Annotated in this window: 17 protein-coding genes; 6 read left to right on the top strand and 11 right to left on the bottom strand. The window is 62.2% G+C overall.

The features are described from left to right. Positions 1–102: 102 nt before the first annotated feature. From CAG31_RS14845 to CAG31_RS14825, 5 genes are all read right to left on the bottom strand, one after another. Positions 103–1077, bottom strand: coding sequence for a biotin-dependent carboxyltransferase family protein (locus tag CAG31_RS14845; RefSeq protein ID WP_085582346.1), 975 nt, complete (start codon positions 1075–1077; stop codon positions 103–105). Continuing rightward, positions 1074–1946: an allophanate hydrolase subunit 1 gene (locus CAG31_RS14840; protein WP_085582344.1), complete on the bottom strand. Its 873-nt coding sequence runs from the start codon at positions 1944–1946 to the stop codon at positions 1074–1076. The genes CAG31_RS14845 and CAG31_RS14840 overlap by 4 nt, the downstream gene beginning before the upstream one ends. Then, positions 1943–3316: an acetyl-CoA carboxylase biotin carboxylase subunit gene (locus CAG31_RS14835; RefSeq protein ID WP_085582342.1), complete on the bottom strand. Its 1374-nt coding sequence runs from the start codon at positions 3314–3316 to the stop codon at positions 1943–1945. The genes CAG31_RS14840 and CAG31_RS14835 overlap by 4 nt, the downstream gene beginning before the upstream one ends. 10 nt (positions 3317–3326) lie before the next feature. Beyond that, a complete protein-coding gene (locus CAG31_RS14830; protein WP_085582340.1) occupies positions 3327–3572 on the bottom strand; it encodes an acetyl-CoA carboxylase in 246 nt (81 codons plus the stop codon). 94 nt (positions 3573–3666) lie between these two features. Further along, positions 3667–4425 (bottom strand): 5-oxoprolinase subunit PxpA, encoded by a 759-nt coding sequence (locus CAG31_RS14825; RefSeq protein ID WP_085582338.1) that lies wholly within the window; start codon positions 4423–4425, stop codon positions 3667–3669. A gap of 139 nt (positions 4426–4564) precedes the next feature. Here CAG31_RS14825 and CAG31_RS14820 point away from each other — a divergent pair, with 139 nt between their 5' ends. Beyond that, entirely contained in the window at positions 4565–5482 is a 918-nt protein-coding gene (locus CAG31_RS14820; protein WP_085582336.1) for a LysR family transcriptional regulator, read from the top strand. A 98-nt stretch (positions 5483–5580) separates the two neighbouring features. Here the strand turns inward: CAG31_RS14820 and CAG31_RS14815 are convergent, their stop codons facing one another. After that, positions 5581–6612, bottom strand: a complete 1032-nt coding sequence (locus CAG31_RS14815; protein WP_085582334.1) for a GNAT family N-acetyltransferase — start codon at positions 6610–6612, stop codon at positions 5581–5583. A gap of 289 nt (positions 6613–6901) precedes the next feature. Between CAG31_RS14815 and CAG31_RS28590 the strand changes: the two genes are divergently transcribed. Beyond that, positions 6902–7465, top strand: a complete 564-nt coding sequence (locus tag CAG31_RS28590; RefSeq protein ID WP_218189831.1) for a hypothetical protein — start codon at positions 6902–6904, stop codon at positions 7463–7465. A gap of 234 nt (positions 7466–7699) precedes the next feature. Further along, entirely contained in the window at positions 7700–8611 is a 912-nt protein-coding gene (locus CAG31_RS14810; protein WP_085582332.1) for an alpha/beta fold hydrolase, read from the top strand. Between the two features lie 127 nt (positions 8612–8738). Here the strand turns inward: CAG31_RS14810 and CAG31_RS14805 are convergent, their stop codons facing one another. The 3 genes from CAG31_RS14805 to CAG31_RS14795 form a co-directional block, all read right to left on the bottom strand. Then, a complete protein-coding gene (locus CAG31_RS14805) occupies positions 8739–9269 on the bottom strand; it encodes a hypothetical protein (RefSeq protein WP_139831431.1) in 531 nt (176 codons plus the stop codon). A gap of 417 nt (positions 9270–9686) precedes the next feature. Further along, positions 9687–10037 carry a hypothetical protein gene (locus CAG31_RS14800; protein ID WP_085582328.1) on the bottom strand — a complete coding sequence of 117 codons (351 nt, stop codon included), beginning with the start codon at positions 10035–10037 and terminating at the stop codon, positions 9687–9689. 45 nt (positions 10038–10082) lie between these two features. Further along, a complete protein-coding gene (locus tag CAG31_RS14795; RefSeq protein ID WP_085582326.1) occupies positions 10083–10484 on the bottom strand; it encodes a RidA family protein in 402 nt (133 codons plus the stop codon). A gap of 134 nt (positions 10485–10618) precedes the next feature. Here CAG31_RS14795 and CAG31_RS14790 point away from each other — a divergent pair, with 134 nt between their 5' ends. The 3 genes from CAG31_RS14790 (at position 10619) to CAG31_RS14780 (ending at position 13334) form a co-directional block, all read left to right on the top strand. Beyond that, on the top strand, positions 10619–11542 hold the full coding sequence (locus tag CAG31_RS14790; protein WP_085582324.1) for a LysR family transcriptional regulator: 924 nt from the start codon (positions 10619–10621) through the stop codon (positions 11540–11542). Between the two features lie 27 nt (positions 11543–11569). Next, a complete protein-coding gene (locus CAG31_RS14785) occupies positions 11570–12493 on the top strand; it encodes a LysR family transcriptional regulator (protein ID WP_085582322.1) in 924 nt (307 codons plus the stop codon). A gap of 115 nt (positions 12494–12608) precedes the next feature. Next, positions 12609–13334, top strand: a complete 726-nt coding sequence (locus CAG31_RS14780; RefSeq protein WP_085582320.1) for an alpha/beta fold hydrolase — start codon at positions 12609–12611, stop codon at positions 13332–13334. A gap of 24 nt (positions 13335–13358) precedes the next feature. Here the strand turns inward: CAG31_RS14780 and CAG31_RS14775 are convergent, their stop codons facing one another. Then, the gene (locus CAG31_RS14775; protein WP_170930033.1) at positions 13359–13574 is read right to left on the bottom strand and encodes an Arc family DNA-binding protein; all 216 of its coding nucleotides are present in this window, start codon (positions 13572–13574) and stop codon (positions 13359–13361) included. A 53-nt stretch (positions 13575–13627) separates the two neighbouring features. After that, positions 13628–14524 carry a hypothetical protein gene (locus tag CAG31_RS14770; RefSeq protein ID WP_085582316.1) on the bottom strand — a complete coding sequence of 299 codons (897 nt, stop codon included), beginning with the start codon at positions 14522–14524 and terminating at the stop codon, positions 13628–13630. Positions 14525–14534 lie beyond the last annotated feature (10 nt).

The following is a 14534-nucleotide window of genomic DNA, read 5'->3' as shown; positions in this document are numbered from 1 at the left end:
CTCCAGAACCAGTCAAAGGTTGAAGCGCGGGCAGCCGTCACCGCACCGGAGTGCGGCGTTGGCTCACCGTTTGGCAGGGCCCGCGCGATGCGGCGGGCAGAATCAGGAAGGGAACAGCTTGCTCAGGCAGCTGAGTTTTTTCTTATAGGAACGTCGCGCTTCCAGCGCCTCTTCGAGGGTCACCGCGACAAAGCGGGCCTTCTGGTTGGGTTGCATCTGGCCGATCAAGTCGAGGTCGGCGCTGATCACCGTGCCGATCATCGCGTAGCCGCCACCGGACACCGCGTCGCGGTGCAGGACAATCGGCTCAAGCCCGGCCGGCACCTGGATAGAACCGATCGGGTAGCAACTGTCGACGATGTTCGACGGATCGGAGCCGGCGCCGAACGGCTGTTCGCGGGGCTGGAAGCTCAGCGCACTGCCGCCCTTGAAGCGATAGCCGATGCGGTCGGCCTCCGAGCCCACCGTCCATGGCTCGGCGAAAAAGCTCTTCGCCGCGGCGTCACTCAGGCGCTCGTAATACAGCCCCGGCACGACGCGCAGGGTGATTTCGCCGCCCAGCGATTGGCGCAGCGCCATGGGCAGGCTGGCCCCGGCTCGGCCCTTGCCGCTGGCGGTGCCGATCGGCAATTCGTCGCCGGCGACCAGTCGGCGTCCCGCAAAGCCACCCAGCCCACCCAACGCATAGGTCGAACGACTGCCGAGCACCACCGGCACATCGATGCCGCCCGCCACCGCCAGATAAGCCCGGGCGCCGGCCTTCGGAAAATCGAAACGCAGCACCTGCCCGGCCTTCACCTCGAACGCCGTGTCATGGTGCATTTCCACACCGTCGACACGCGCCGTCATGTGCGCACCGCAGACCGCCACCAGCGCGTCCTGCTGAAACTCCAGCTCAGGCCCGAGCAACGTGCACTCCAGCGCAGCCAGGCTCGCGGGGTTGCCGACCAGTTGGTTGGCCGCGCTCAAGGCGTATTGATCGAGCGCCCCCGAAGGCGGGATGCCCAGGTGGTAATAGCCTTCGCGCCCCTGATCCTGCACCGAAGTCGCCAGGCCGGGTTTGAGTACCTTGATCATGCCAGCACCTCCTGCAACGACTTGGGATAGCCGATCGGGTCGGCGAGGAACGCGTCCAGGGAAAACTCCACCGGACGAATCCGCAGATCGAAGCGCCCGGCGTCCACTTCAGCGACCGCGCGGTCGTAGGCGTCACGGTCGATCGGCTTGAACTGAACGATGTCCCCCGGGCGGAAAAACACCATGTGTTCCTTCAAGTACGCGAGGGTCTGATGCGGGTCGTAGATCGGTGCCGGCGTGACGCCGAACATCTGATAACCACCGGCACCGCGCACCGAGTAGATGCAGCCGAAGCATCCGCCATGGCCGAGGGTCAGCTTCGGTGTGTCGGTGCGTGGCCGCAGGTACTTCGGCACCTGCAACTGGCGCTCGCGCTCCACCATCTGGAACATGAACGGCAGCCCGGCCACGAAGCCGACCATCGAGACGAACCACGGTGCGCCGCTGTGGGCGGCGATGAACGCCTCGACATCCGCAAGACCGTTGATCCGTGCGGCGTACTCAAGGTCGGTGGCGCTGGGGTCCTGATGCCGGTCGCGGAAACGCATCAGGGTTTCGTGGGTCCAGGGGTCGTTGTACAGCACCGGAACCTCGATGATCCGTGTCTGCAGCGTACGCTCGGAAACGGCCTCGGCTTCGGCGCCTTTCACCGCTTCCAGCAAGGTGTGCGGAGCGATGCGGTCCGGGTCGAAACGGATCTGGAACGACGCGTTGGCCAGGCACACATCAAGCACGCCATCCAGCGCCAGACGCTCCACCGCGCGGGTGACGGCCAGCCCCTTGAAGAACGCGTCGAGGGACATGCTGTCGCTGACTTCGGCAAACAGATGCTCATCGGCACCGAAGCTGTAGCGGATTGGCGTGCTCATGCTTGACCTCCACGGCGGCGCGCCGCCAGCCAGGTTTCCAGGGTGCCGGTGTGGAAATCGGCGCTGTGCAGCCACGCTTGCTCGAGCAATTCGCTGTGCAGCGTCAGGGTGTTGGCCATGCCGGACAGTGTGGTCTGTTCCACCGCTGCCCTCGCCCGACGCAATGCTTCGGCGCGGTCAGCACCGTGCACGATCAACTTGGCCAGCAACGAGTCATAGTAAGGCGGCACGCGGTAGTATTGATACAGGTGAGTGTCGACACGAATGCCTTCGCCCTGCGGCCAGATCAGTTCCTCGACCAGACCGGGACTCGGGAAGAAGTCGCGCTGCGGATCTTCGGCGTTCAAGCGCATTTGCAGCGCGGCGCCGTTGAGTTGAATGTCACTCTGCTTGAAACCCAGCGGTTCGCCGCCAGCAATGCGCAACATGGCCTGGACCAGATCGATGCCGGTGATCAACTCGCTGACCGGGTGCTCGACCTGAATCCGCGTATTCATCTCGATAAAGAAGAACTCGCCGGTCGCATCGTCATACAGGTATTCCAGAGTGCCGGCGCCCTTGTAGGCCAAGGACTCGGTCAGGCGCACGGCGCTCGCGCAGAGGATCTCGCGTTGCTGTTGGCTGAGCACTGGCGACGGCGCTTCCTCGAAAATTTTCTGCCGGCGACGTTGCAGTGAGCACTCACGCTCGAACAAATGCACCGCGTGCTGACCGTCGCCCAACACCTGCACTTCAATGTGCCGGGCCTGACCGATAAACCGCTCAAGGTACACCGCGCCGTTGCCGAACGCAGCCTGGGCTTCGCGCTGGGAACGGGGAAATTCTTCAGCCAGTTGCGCAGCGTTTTCCGCCAGGCGAATGCCCCGCCCGCCGCCACCGGCCGAGGCTTTGATCAGCAGCGGGAAGCCAACGGTTTCGGCAGCCTTGAGTGCCGATTCGACGTCAAACAGCTCACCCGGTGAGCCCGGCACCACCGGCACCCCCGCCGCTTGCGCGGTGCGCCGGGCTTCGGCTTTATCGCCCATACGTCGGATCGTTTCGGCGCTCGGCCCGACAAAAATCGCCCCGGCCGCCACCACTGCTTCGGCAAAATCGGCGTTCTCCGAGAGAAAGCCGTAACCGGGGTGTACCGCGTTGGCGCCTGTGGCTTTCAAAGCACCGAGCAAGGCTTCGACATTCAGATAGCTTTTATCGGCGCGCGCCGGGCCGAGGACGTGTACCTCATCGGCCATGCGCGCGGCGAGGGAATCGACGTCCGCTTCACTGCACGCGGCCACAGTGGGAATCCCCAGCTCCCTGGCGGCGCGAATAATCCGCACCGCAATTTCGCCACGGTTGGCGATCAACAATTTATGAATACCTTGGGTCATGATCACGCCCTCACTCGTCGTCGAGCGTTGCGATGACTTGACCCGGTTCCACCGGATCGCCGTCTTCCACCAGAAATGCGCTGAGGCGACCGGCCGTCCCGGCGGTCAGTTCGGAAAACTGCTTCATGACCTCGATCAGGCCGATCACCGTGTCGGCGCTGACCTGCGCGCCCGGCTCGACGTAGTTCGCCGATTCCGGCGTGGCTTTGCGATAGAAGGTCCCGGGCAACGGGGTGATTACAGTGTGTTCGGCCATGTCTGTTCCTTTTGGAATAGTTGTAGAAAGGCAGGCAAAAAATCCATGGATGGGGCAACGCTGGCGTCTGTGTGCCAGGTGTTTTCGCGGGCGATCAGCGTGGTGCGCGCACCTCGATCCCGGCGTTGTCGAGCGCCTTGCGCGTGGCCTCGACCAGCGCCAGGGCACCCGGGGTGTCGCTGTGCAGGCAGATGGAATCGAATTCGATGGCCAGGTCTTCACCCTCCACCGTGCGCACCACGCCTTGCTGACAGGCGCGCAACACGCGCGCGGCGACGTGCTCCGGGTCGTAGGCACGCACGTTGCGGGTGAAGACGATGGAGCCGCTGAGGTCGTATTCGCGGTCGGCGTAGAACTCGCGGATCACCGGTTGGCCGAGTTCTGTGGCGACCCGCCAGATCACCGAATCCGGCATGCAATACAGCAGCAGGTCCGGCTCCAGGCGCTGCAGGTTTTCCACCAGCAGACGCGCCGCCTCCTCGTCCCGCGCCAGGTGCATGTAGAGCGCGCCATGGGGTTTGATGTGTTGCAGCGCCACGCCTTGAACCCGAGCCAGTTCACGCAGGGCGCCCAACTGGTAGAGCATGTCGTCGACCAGTTCCTGAGCCGGTGCGTTGATGTGCCGACGGCCGAAACCGACCAGATCGCGAAACCCCGGATGCGCGCCGATGGCCACGCCCAGGCGCTTGGCCTGTTCGACGGTGCGGCGCATGGTGCCCGGGTCGCCGGCATGAAAACCGGTGGCGATGTTGGCCGAGCTGATGAAGCCCATCAGTTCGTTGTCGACACCGTCGCCGATGGTCCATGGGCCAAAGCCTTCACCCATGTCCGAGTTGAAATCTACTGCTTGCATGACGCTTACTCCTGACGCTTGTGACTTCATGCAGGTCAAAGTAGATTCTCGATCACCCCTTGGGAAGATCTATTAACAGATAGGTCATCTTCTGAAAAACAGATAGCCTGAAACTGCGACCTCGTCGACCGGAGTGCCCATGTCCCTGACCTTGCGCCAAGTGCGCTATTTCGTCGCCACCGCCGAGATCGGGCAGATCTCTCAGGCGGCGATTCACCTGAACATTTCCCAGTCGGCGGTGACCACGGCGATCAAGGAACTGGAAGGCCTACTCGGCACGTTGCTGTTCCAGCGCTCGGCGCAAGGCATGAGCCTGACCGACGCCGGGCGGCACTTTCTGAACCGGGCCTACGTGATTCTGCGCAGCGTCGACGACGCCTTGAACAGCCCGCTGCCGGACATCCGCGCCAGTGGCGTGCTGCGCCTGGCAGCGAGCTACACGGTGTTCGGCTACTTCCTGCCGCACCATCTGCAACGGCTGGAACACTGGCATCCCGACGTCACCATCGAAGTCCACGAACAGGAGCGTCAAGCCATCGAACAAGGCCTGCTCGAAGGCCGCTTTGACATGGCCGTGGTGCTCACCGCCAACCTCACCCACCCGGACATCGTCTCGGAGACACTCTTCAATTCCGAACGCCGGTTATGGTTGCCCAGCCACCATCCCCTGTGCGAACGCTCGGCGGTCAGCCTGGCCGATGTGGCGAAAGAACCCTTCATTCTGCTGACCGTCGACGAGGCCGAACAAAGCGCCATGCGCTACTGGGAAAATGCCCGCCAACAACCCAACGTGCGCGTCCGCACCAGCTCAGTGGAAGCCGTGCGCAGCATGGTCGCCAACGGCAGCGGCGTGGCGATCCTGTCGGATCTGGTGCACCGCCCCTGGTCGCTGGAAGGCAAACGCATCGAAACCCTGACCATCACCGACAAAGTCACCCCGATGAGCGTCGGCTTGGCGTGGCACCGCGAACAGGCGTTCAGCCCGGCGATGCATGCGTTTCGCAATTATTTCCATGATGCGTTTTTGGCGCCGCAGCAGTTGTCTGCGCGGCGGTGAGAGAGGTTGAGACGATGGTTGTGTTTGATAAGGTGCAGCAAACGGCGAGTGGCCTGCCAGCAACCCATCGACCTGCACCCGTTACTCTTCAATGAGGTCTAGTCACTGAACTCCCACTTAAGGATCGGCAGATACCGGGGCTCGCCACATACTGGACGTGGCACATCGCGCACATACCGTGCACCGAGCAGCTCGTAGAAGCCCCGAGCCGACGGATCCGACTCTACCGCCAGAGTGCTCACGCCCAGCCCTCGCACTACAGCCAGAGCATGCCCCACCAGGCGCCGTCCGTGACCACCTCCCATAGACTGCGGGTCGACCCAGCAATGTTCCAACTGCCAGCCGTCCTCGCCGTTCTCAAGCCCATAAAAGCCCAGTAGCCGGCCATCCACTGCGACCAGCACCGCGTAGTGGCCGGTCATTTGCCCGGGGTGGAACGTCAGCGCGGCCTCCCATGCCTTCATCCAGGCTTCGGGGTATCCCCAATGGGCCTTGCTGCGCTGAGCCAAAGCACTGAGCGCCCGCGCATCAGCGCCCCGGGAGGGGCGAAGGGTCGGTGTGTCGTCCTCCAGCAAAGCTCGCCCCGCCGGGTCAGTGGCCAGCAGGCTGTACTGGTGCAGGCTGAGGAAGCGCCCGTTCTTGTATTCCACATCCCGCAGGGTTCCCTCCAACACGAAGCCGAGCCGCTCCAGCAAACGTGTGCTGGCGAGGTTCTCCGGCTCAACATCTGCGTGGATGCGGTGTACGCCGAGGCGACTCAGAGCAAAGCGGAGGATGGTGGACAGACAGTCTCGCATCAGCCCCCGTCCCCAGTGTTCCGGCATCAGCCAATAGCCGATTTCCAGGCTGCGATCGGAGTGTGACCAATCATTGAAACCGCAGGCGCCCACCAGTTCGTTACGCCCCGGCAAGGTAATGCCCCACCAAATGCCCCGGTGCTCTTCCAGCAGCGCGTCATACCAGCGCATCTGCTCGTCCGTCGCTTCGAGGTTGTCGTAAGACACGCCGTAGTGGGCAACTACCTGGGGGTTGGAAAGCCCGGCAAAAATCGCCTCGACGTCATTGCGATAAATCCGCCGCAGCGTGCAATTGGTCAGGAAGAACTCGGGAAACTCGACAGCAAGATCCATCTTTTTCTTATCCAGGGCTGGGTCAGTGCAAAAATGTTCGCAGCAAAGGGCGTGGGAGTAAAAGGACAGTCAGGACGCTATCGGGCGGAACAGTCCAAAAAAAGTAATGGGTAAAAAGGGGACGGCTCTATTTTCTGAGAATGGAGCCGTCCCCTTTCAAGTCAACACTGTGTAAGCAGTAGCGAAGTGGGCACCTGAGCGAGTTCACTTCGTCGGAAAGCCCCGAACAAAGAGGCTTTAGTGCAGTCAGACCGGGATCTCAACCCCCGCCCCTGGAGGCGTATCGATCATGAAGAAAACCCTGGTTGTTGCAGCAGTCTGTGCTTTCGCGTTTGGCGCCACGGCTTTGCTGCCCGCCGACCTCTCGCCGATTGGTTCGGTTTATGCCGGGGGCAATGGTGGCGGTGGCGGTGGCGGTAATGGTGGTGGCCACGGCGGTGGTGGCAATGGCAGTGGTCATGGCGGCGGCAACAGTGCCGGCCACAGCGGCGATAATGGCGGCGGTGACGGCGATGGCAATGGTCACGGCAACGGCAAGGGCAAAGGCGCTCTTGGCCATACGAGTGCCCCGTCCGACGGTACCTCCGGCATCCGTGGTGCGAAGCGCAATGGCAAGGTCGAAGGTATCGACCATGCTGGCAAGGCCACCCGCGACCACGGCGTGAGCGGCAAGCACAGCGGCACTGCCAGGAACGACAGCAAAGGGCATGGCGCGACGACTGCGTCCGTAGCTCATTCGAAGGATACCCGTGGCCTCTCCAAGGCAACGGCGATCTCCGATACCACACCGGGAACCCACAATACCAAGGGCCTGGACAACGCGGCGGATTCGTCCTCCAAGAACGATCGCTGATCTGCTGCCTTAGCGCACCGAAAGGGCCGGCCTGAACAGGCTGGCCCTTTTTATTCGCCCTCCGAATCGGCAATCGCTTCGCGAACTCCTTTCGTGCACTGGCGATCCACACAGAATTCATAACCCCGCGTACTCGCCCTGCAATTCGTCCGCAGTTGACGAACGACTCCCCTCACCCATGCATTTATCGTAAACAGGACTACGCTCCTCCCATTCCAACCTGGAGCACCCGCGATGATCCGAGCCCTGCTGATCGCATCCCTGCTGTCTGTCGTCAGTCTCCCAGCGCTTGCCGACGTGACGCCGTTTCCGGCGTCGTTCAAGACGCAGGACATCGCGGTCGAAGGCGCCAAAATCCATGTGCGTGTGGGTGGCAAGGGCCCCGCCGTTGTGCTGCTGCACGGGTTCGGCGACACCGGCGACATGTGGGCGCCGCTGGCCGCCGACCTGGCCAAGGATCACACCGTCGTCGTGCCTGACCTGCGCGGGCTGGGCTTGTCGTCGATGCCGGAGAGCGGCTACGACAAGAAAACCCAGGCGGGCGACGTGCATGCCGTGTTGACCGCGCTCGGCATCAAGAACGCCGTGATCATCGGCCACGACATCGGCACCATGGTCGCTTTCGCCTATGCCGCGCGTTACCCGCAACTGACCGACAAACTGGTGGTCATGGACGCCCCCGTCCCCGGCATCGCGCCGTGGAACGACATCGTGCGCTCGCCCATGTTGTGGCACTTCGACTTCGGCGGCCCGGACATCGAGCGCCTGGTGGCCGGCCGCGAACGCATCTACCTCGACCGCTTCTGGAACGAATTCGCCGGCGACCCGGCCAAGGTCGATGAAGGCATTCGCCAGCACTACGCCAAACTGTACGCCCGCCCCGGCACCATGCACGCTGCCTTCGCCCAGTTCCGCGCCATCCGCCAGGATGCGGTCGATAACGAACCGGTGATGAAGGCGAAACTGACGATGCCGGTGTTGGCCATCGGTGGGGAGAAATCGTTTGGGGCCAATGAGGCGATTGTGATGCGCAATGCCGCTGTCGATGTGAAGGAACTGGTGGTTCCTGGGGCGGGGCATTGGTTGATGGAGGAAGCGCCTGGAGTGGTGGTTGGGGCGGTTCGGGGGTTTGTTGGTAAGGGGTGAATGGCATCTTTCGGCTAGAAACGGACGTTTGGAGTGAAGAAAATAAATCCGTCCCCCTCATCCTTTACAGATTAGAGCATCCATCCGTCGGCCTAAAGTCAAAACCAAACGCACTCAAACTACGAGATCAGTCGACACTAGAGTCAAAATAAAAAACGTCCTTGTAGATCGACTCATACTGAAGCACAAGCCTAGTGCGCTTCGACAGCGTCTTTTTCACCTCATCTGGTGTTAAGTCCCCCATACAGCTTATCGTTACAATTTTTATCACAGCTCCAACAGGTATAAATGACCCAACTGCGACTACGTGATGACCAAAATTACCACGAGGAAGACTGGGAAAAATCTCAACAACCATGTCAGAAATCAACTTTTCAGGGGCCATCAAAACATCATCAAAATACAACTCAACCGATTTAAGTATCGCCGGCCCCACGCCATTATTGGTTATCGTGTACACATAGGAATTTTGTTGTACATCCTCATGAGTAACCCCATCAAGATTTGGAGTCACCATCAATCTATTGTGCCTTCGCTGCTGCATAACTTGGTAGATCGTAAAGCAAACCGCCGCTAAGGCAATTACCGTCGCCGCATAATCAGTCCAATCCTTTTCGGGCGAGACACCGTAAATTATGTACTCAATATATTGTTCCACGGACATCACCTGATGCACGATGGCATTAGACTCTCCTGTACGAGTGAAGCAACCATCGCCTCGTTCGTATATCAAGAGTGGACTTAAATTGCAGGTTGTCAAAAAAATCTGCCTAAAATCAAACAGAAAAACTCGACTCGAACGTATGCAGAAAACGCAATTTCCTAGGGTGCTACAGGTCGTTGATGACCGACTGTCTCTCTTTATAAAACACAAGATTGACCGCTTTTGGCCGTTTGCTACCAGTCAAGATCGACCCAAGACCGCCCCCCCCCACAAGTCCGCCTCCCCTCGCCTCCATCCTCCTCAATACAACAAAGCCCTGATCACTCAGGGCTTTGTCATGTCTGGCACTCTGAAAACCTCTCACCTAGCCAGATCTGCAAACCTAAAGCTCGTCACCCTCCTCAGCCCCCCTCACAAACACCCTCGAATCGCCTCAGCCCTCCGGTCGCGCCGCGTTTCGAAGATGTTCGCCACGAAGTAAACCTTCACCTCGGAGCCCGTGGCCGTCGGGATGAAATCAGCGAACTCTGGTTGTCCGACACTGACAATCGTTTTACCGCCACCCTGAAGCGGCTGGATAGTGACCTCATGAATCACCCCCGCCCACTTCTGGCTCTGCCAGGCGAAAAGCGAACATTCGGCGACGGTCGCTGCGTCCTTGTTGCTCGTGAAACTGCGCGCGGGCCCTTCTGCCCGTTTTTCTTCCATCGTCGAACAACCGGTCAACAACAGCGCGCCCACTACTCCTAACAGAATTCGCATGTTTCACTCCCTATGAAAGAGCGAACTGTAGCGCCTTCCTCACGCCTACGTCGAAGCCTCCGGCAACTTCGCGATCACCTTGATTTCGAAATCAAACCCATAAAGCCACGTCACCCCCACCGCCGTCAGCGTCGGATGGGGTGCCTGGCCCCAGTACTCGGGCACGACTTCCCAGATGGCTTCGAACTTGTGTTCGGGGTCGACGATGAAGACGGTCACGTCGATCACATCGTCGAAGGTGCAACCTGCCGCTGCTAGAATCGCATTCAGGTTGGCGAACGCGCGGTGGATCTGGGCTTGCAGGTCAGGTTCCGGCGTGCCGTCCTCGCGGCTACCCACCTGCCCTGAGACGAACAGCAAGCCATTGCTGCGGATCGCCGGCGAGTAGCGGTTGCGCTCGTACAGCGCCTGGCGGCCGGCGGGGAAAACTACATTGCGTGTTGCCATCGACTTTCTCCATCAAGGGCCTGAGCGACCCTGTTTTCAACGATGGGGCAACGTTACGGTGGCGCCTTCGGCGGATAAACGGGCAATCTTGACCATCACTGTTTTCAGATTCCAAACAATCCACCGGAGCCCCCATGGACCGTTTTGATGCGATGCAAGCGTTCGTGCGCGTGGTGGACACCGGCAGCTTCACCAAGGCTGCGGAAACGCTGCACATGAGCAGGACCAGCGTGACGCAGTTGGTTCAGCAGTTGGAGGCGCGGCTGCGCGTCCGGCTGATCAACCGCACCACGCGCAAGCTCAACGTGACCGCCGACGGCGCCGCCTACTACGAGCGCGCGGTGCGGTTGCTGGCCGACCTGGACGACGCCGAAACCAGCCTGTCCACCGCCTCCGCATCGCCCAGGGGCCGGCTGCGGATCGACGTCCCCAGTCCCCTGGCCCGCATGATCCTGGTGCCTGCGCTTCCGCAGTTCCACGCGCAGTACCCCGATATCCAGATCGACTTGGGCGTCAGCGACCGGATCGTCGACCTGATCGATGAAAACGTGGACTGCGTGATACGCGGCGGCGAACTCACCGATCAATCGCTGATTGCCCGGCGGGTCGGCGACCTGCAGTTGGGGGTGTTCGCGGCACCGGGCTATCTGGAGCGCGTCGGCGTGCCGGGGCATCCGCTTGAGCTGGAAGACGCTCGCCACCGCATCGTGGGGTTCATCTGGGCCCGCAAGGGCAAGGTCGTGCCCTACGCGCTGCGCCGTGGCGACGAGTCCGTCGAGGTGCACGGCCACTACGCGCTGGCGGTCGACGACGGTAATGCCTATCTGGCGGCCGGGCTGGCCGGCATGGGCGTGCTGTGGTTGCCGCACTACATGTCCCAGGCGCATCACGCACGCGGCGAACTGGTCCAGCTGTTCACCGACTGGACACTCGACCCCATGCCGCTGTACCTAGCGTTCCCGCCGAACCGGCACGTGAGCACCAAACTGCGCGTGTTCATCGACTGGGCCGTCGAGCTGATGGCCCGGCACGCGCCCGTCGCTGCCCCGTCCGTGTAACCCATAACGAAGAGGTTGACGCCCCGCATGAAGCCCTTGGACCTGACGCGTTTCGATCTCAACCTGCTGGTCGTGCTGGAGGCGCTGTGGGCCGAAAGGCATGTGGGCCGCGCAGCCGAACGGTTGAACCTGTCCCAGTCCGCCACCAGCCACGCCTTGTCGAGGTTGCGCGGCGCGTTTGACGATCAGCTGTTCATCCGCAACCCCCGCGGCATGGCGCCGACGCCGCTGACCATCGAGCTGATGCCGAGGGTGCTGGCGGTGCTTGAATCGATCAGGCTGGTGGCCAGCCCACGGGGGCCGTTCGATCCCGGCCGTTTGCAGGCGACCCTGTCCGTAGCGGCGACCGATCACGCGGTCGTGACCGTCATCGCCCCGGCCCTGGAGAGGATTCAGGCTGCGGCGCCGCACCTCGTGCTGAAGCTTCGGCCGGCGGACGCCGAATCCGCCCTGCGCCTGCTGGACGCCGGCGAGGCCGACATCGTGCTGGGCTCGGGCTCCTTTGCCCAGCGTCCGCAGCGCTTCGATTGCCGGCGGGTCCGTCAGGAGCGCTTCGTCGGCATCGCGCGCCAGGGGCACCCTGCGCTGGTCAAGCGCGGCAAGACGCTGCGGATGGAACTGGAGGACTTTGTCCGCCTGCCGCACATCCTGGTCTCGCCACGGGGCGATGCGCGGGGCGCGGTCGACGAGGCGTTGGAGCTTCTGGGCCACACCCGCCAGGTGAGCGTCACCTGCCCGAACTTTTTGGCGGTGCCCTTCTTGGTCGGTGCTTCGCAGTCGATTGCCGTGGTGGCCGAGCAGGTCGCCTTGCAGATGCAGGAGGCGGCGCAACTGAGCCTGTTCGAGTTGCCTGCGACGCTGCCCGCTTGGGAGGTGTTCGTCATTCGGGCGCAAGGGCGCGCCAACGAGCCGGCCATCGAGTGGCTGACCGAGCTGCTGACCGCCGGTTGAGCCTCGCCGGCGTGATGCATCCCGTGCATCGAGTTGCTGCGCCGATGCCATTGGATCGCAGGCCTCGGTTCTCCTAGAGTCCGGTTGCCGTTCATTCAACCGCCTGGAGTGCCCCATGAACACCGCGCCTACCCTGGTCATGATCCCTTGTTTCGCCGGAGCTCCGTGGCAACTGGACCAGTTGAGCGGCTTGCAGGATCGCCCCATGCGCACCCTTCGGTTGCCGGACGACGTGCGCGAACTGGAGACACTGGCCGACTTCATCGTCGACCAGGTGAAGGATCTCAAGAGCTACGTGCTGGTGGGCGATTCCTACGGCGCGGTCTCCTCGATTGCGGTGGCGACGCGCCGCCCGAAAGGGCTCAAGGGCCTGGTGCTGTCGGGCGGGTTCGCCAAGAGCCCGATCACCTCGCCCCTGCTCAAGGCGCTGGCGGCGTTGGCGCCGTTCTTCCCCGGGCCCTTTTACCGGCAGACGACCCTGCGGATACACGCCGCCCAACTGGCGTCGTCGTTCGACAAGGAGGGGGAGATTCCCTGGTCGGCCCGAAAGAGCCGCGCGTTCTTCCTCAAGGAGACCCCCCACAAGGCTTACGTCAACCGCATACGCTCCATCGAACAGGTGAACTACACGGACCTGCTGAAGAACATCGACGTGCCCACGCTGATCCTGACACCCGAGGAAGACAAGCTGATCGGCGAGGAAGCCGCCGGGATCCTGCTCAAGGGCATACAGGGCTCGCAGGAAGTCATCCTGCCGCGCAGCGGCCACATGTTCAGGTTCTCGCACCCCGGCGCCTACTCGCGCGAGATCAGCAGGTTTCTGGATCAGGCCTCGCTTTGAGCGGGCCCGTCCCTGCCCTGCTCCCTAATTGACCTCGTCCGTGTGATCAAAGAATGCACGAAGCAAAGCCTGTCTCTTTTCGTCATCGGAATCGTGGCCGCGCGGCCCCGCCAGGGAGCGTTCCATGCGGGAGACGATTTCGGCGTTCAGGCTCCGCTGGTTCTGCTTCGCGATGCGTTTCAGCGTCTGGCGCAGGCCTTCGGGCAACCGCAGCACGAATCTGTCGACTGTCTCAGCCACCCGCCACCTCCGCAAAACCTGCCTTTGGATCGTTGATCTGGGTCATGTTTCCCTCACTGGATCGAGGTGGTCAGCGGTGCCGCGGGCGATGCCAGCAGCCCTTTGACGGCGGCCGAAAAGCACTCCACCTGCAACGGATATTCCTGCCCCATCAACCGCCCCTTGCCGTACCAGACGATGCCGCCCTGACTCAGGATCAGGCCGTTGCGGCCGAACTCGAAGACACTGCCCACCGAGCTGCTGAACACAAAGCGGTTGTCGTCCATCTGCAGCAGTTTGTACTGGGTGTTCGCCGGCGGCAGCTGTTCCTTGATGCGTTGCAGGTACGTCGGGGCCAGGCGGACAAACAGCTGCCCGGCCTGTTCGCGGTACTGCGGGATCGTCAGGCCAGGGCTGCGCTGCAGCTCCACGGCGATCAAGGCGAAGACATCGGCATTGGCCCGCGCCACTGCCAGTTTCACCGCCAGCGTCGAGGTCAGCAGCGCGTTGTCTATCTGCAGCGACGACTTCTCAGGCTGGCCGTTGGCGGCCGGCACGGTGACGGGGCGCATGAACTCGGCCACGTTGACGGTCGACAGCACCGTCGTCGCCAGGTACGCCGCGCAAGCCGAGGCCTGTCCGGCCCGGTCGCCGTTGATCAGCAACGAGAGCGGGCTGCCCTGCCGGGGCAACGTCTGCGCGTCGATCCCCTGCTGCGTGAGGAACGCGTTGACCTGTTCCTGTTTCGCCTCGCCGCGCGCCAGCCCGCAAAGCTGCTCCATCATCAGGGTTTGGCGCGGCTCGTCGAACCTGGGCGACAGCTGGAAGACCGCCTCCTGGATCACCGGCAGCGCCGGCGTGCGCAACCAGATGCGCGGCGCGTCGGCCGGCTTGCCGCTGAGGAACTTGTCGTAGCCGGCCAGGGCCACGAGCAGGATCAGAATGGCGACGAAAACGGATTTCATGTTCATGGTTGTTGCC

This window comes from Pseudomonas sp. R25(2017) (assembly GCF_002112565.1).
In the GTDB taxonomy this organism is placed as follows: domain Bacteria; phylum Pseudomonadota; class Gammaproteobacteria; order Pseudomonadales; family Pseudomonadaceae; genus Aquipseudomonas; species Aquipseudomonas ekonensis.
This window is presented reverse-complemented; position numbering and strand designations above follow the sequence as displayed.

What these genes read in the sequence shown, in the direction of transcription:
- CAG31_RS14820 (WP_085582336.1), top strand. Translation starts at nt 4,565, where the DNA reads ATGTCCCTGACCTTGCGCCAAGTGCGCTATTTCGTCGCCACCGCCGAG.
- CAG31_RS14790 (WP_085582324.1), top strand. Translation starts at nt 10,619, where the DNA reads ATGGACCGTTTTGATGCGATGCAAGCGTTCGTGCGCGTGGTGGACACC.
- CAG31_RS14815 (WP_085582334.1), bottom strand. Translation starts at nt 6,612, where the DNA reads ATGGATCTTGCTGTCGAGTTTCCCGAGTTCTTCCTGACCAATTGCACG.
- CAG31_RS14795 (WP_085582326.1), bottom strand. Translation starts at nt 10,484, where the DNA reads ATGGCAACACGCAATGTAGTTTTCCCCGCCGGCCGCCAGGCGCTGTAC.
- CAG31_RS28590 (WP_218189831.1), top strand. Translation starts at nt 6,902, where the DNA reads ATGAAGAAAACCCTGGTTGTTGCAGCAGTCTGTGCTTTCGCGTTTGGC.
- CAG31_RS14785 (WP_085582322.1), top strand. Translation starts at nt 11,570, where the DNA reads ATGAAGCCCTTGGACCTGACGCGTTTCGATCTCAACCTGCTGGTCGTG.
- CAG31_RS14810 (WP_085582332.1), top strand. Translation starts at nt 7,700, where the DNA reads ATGATCCGAGCCCTGCTGATCGCATCCCTGCTGTCTGTCGTCAGTCTC.
- CAG31_RS14840 (WP_085582344.1), bottom strand. Translation starts at nt 1,946, where the DNA reads ATGAGCACGCCAATCCGCTACAGCTTCGGTGCCGATGAGCATCTGTTT.
- CAG31_RS14830 (WP_085582340.1), bottom strand. Translation starts at nt 3,572, where the DNA reads ATGGCCGAACACACTGTAATCACCCCGTTGCCCGGGACCTTCTATCGC.
- CAG31_RS14770 (WP_085582316.1), bottom strand. Translation starts at nt 14,524, where the DNA reads ATGAACATGAAATCCGTTTTCGTCGCCATTCTGATCCTGCTCGTGGCC.
- CAG31_RS14835 (WP_085582342.1), bottom strand. Translation starts at nt 3,316, where the DNA reads ATGACCCAAGGTATTCATAAATTGTTGATCGCCAACCGTGGCGAAATT.
- CAG31_RS14800 (WP_085582328.1), bottom strand. Translation starts at nt 10,037, where the DNA reads ATGCGAATTCTGTTAGGAGTAGTGGGCGCGCTGTTGTTGACCGGTTGT.
- CAG31_RS14780 (WP_085582320.1), top strand. Translation starts at nt 12,609, where the DNA reads ATGAACACCGCGCCTACCCTGGTCATGATCCCTTGTTTCGCCGGAGCT.
- CAG31_RS14825 (WP_085582338.1), bottom strand. Translation starts at nt 4,425, where the DNA reads ATGCAAGCAGTAGATTTCAACTCGGACATGGGTGAAGGCTTTGGCCCA.
- CAG31_RS14845 (WP_085582346.1), bottom strand. Translation starts at nt 1,077, where the DNA reads ATGATCAAGGTACTCAAACCCGGCCTGGCGACTTCGGTGCAGGATCAG.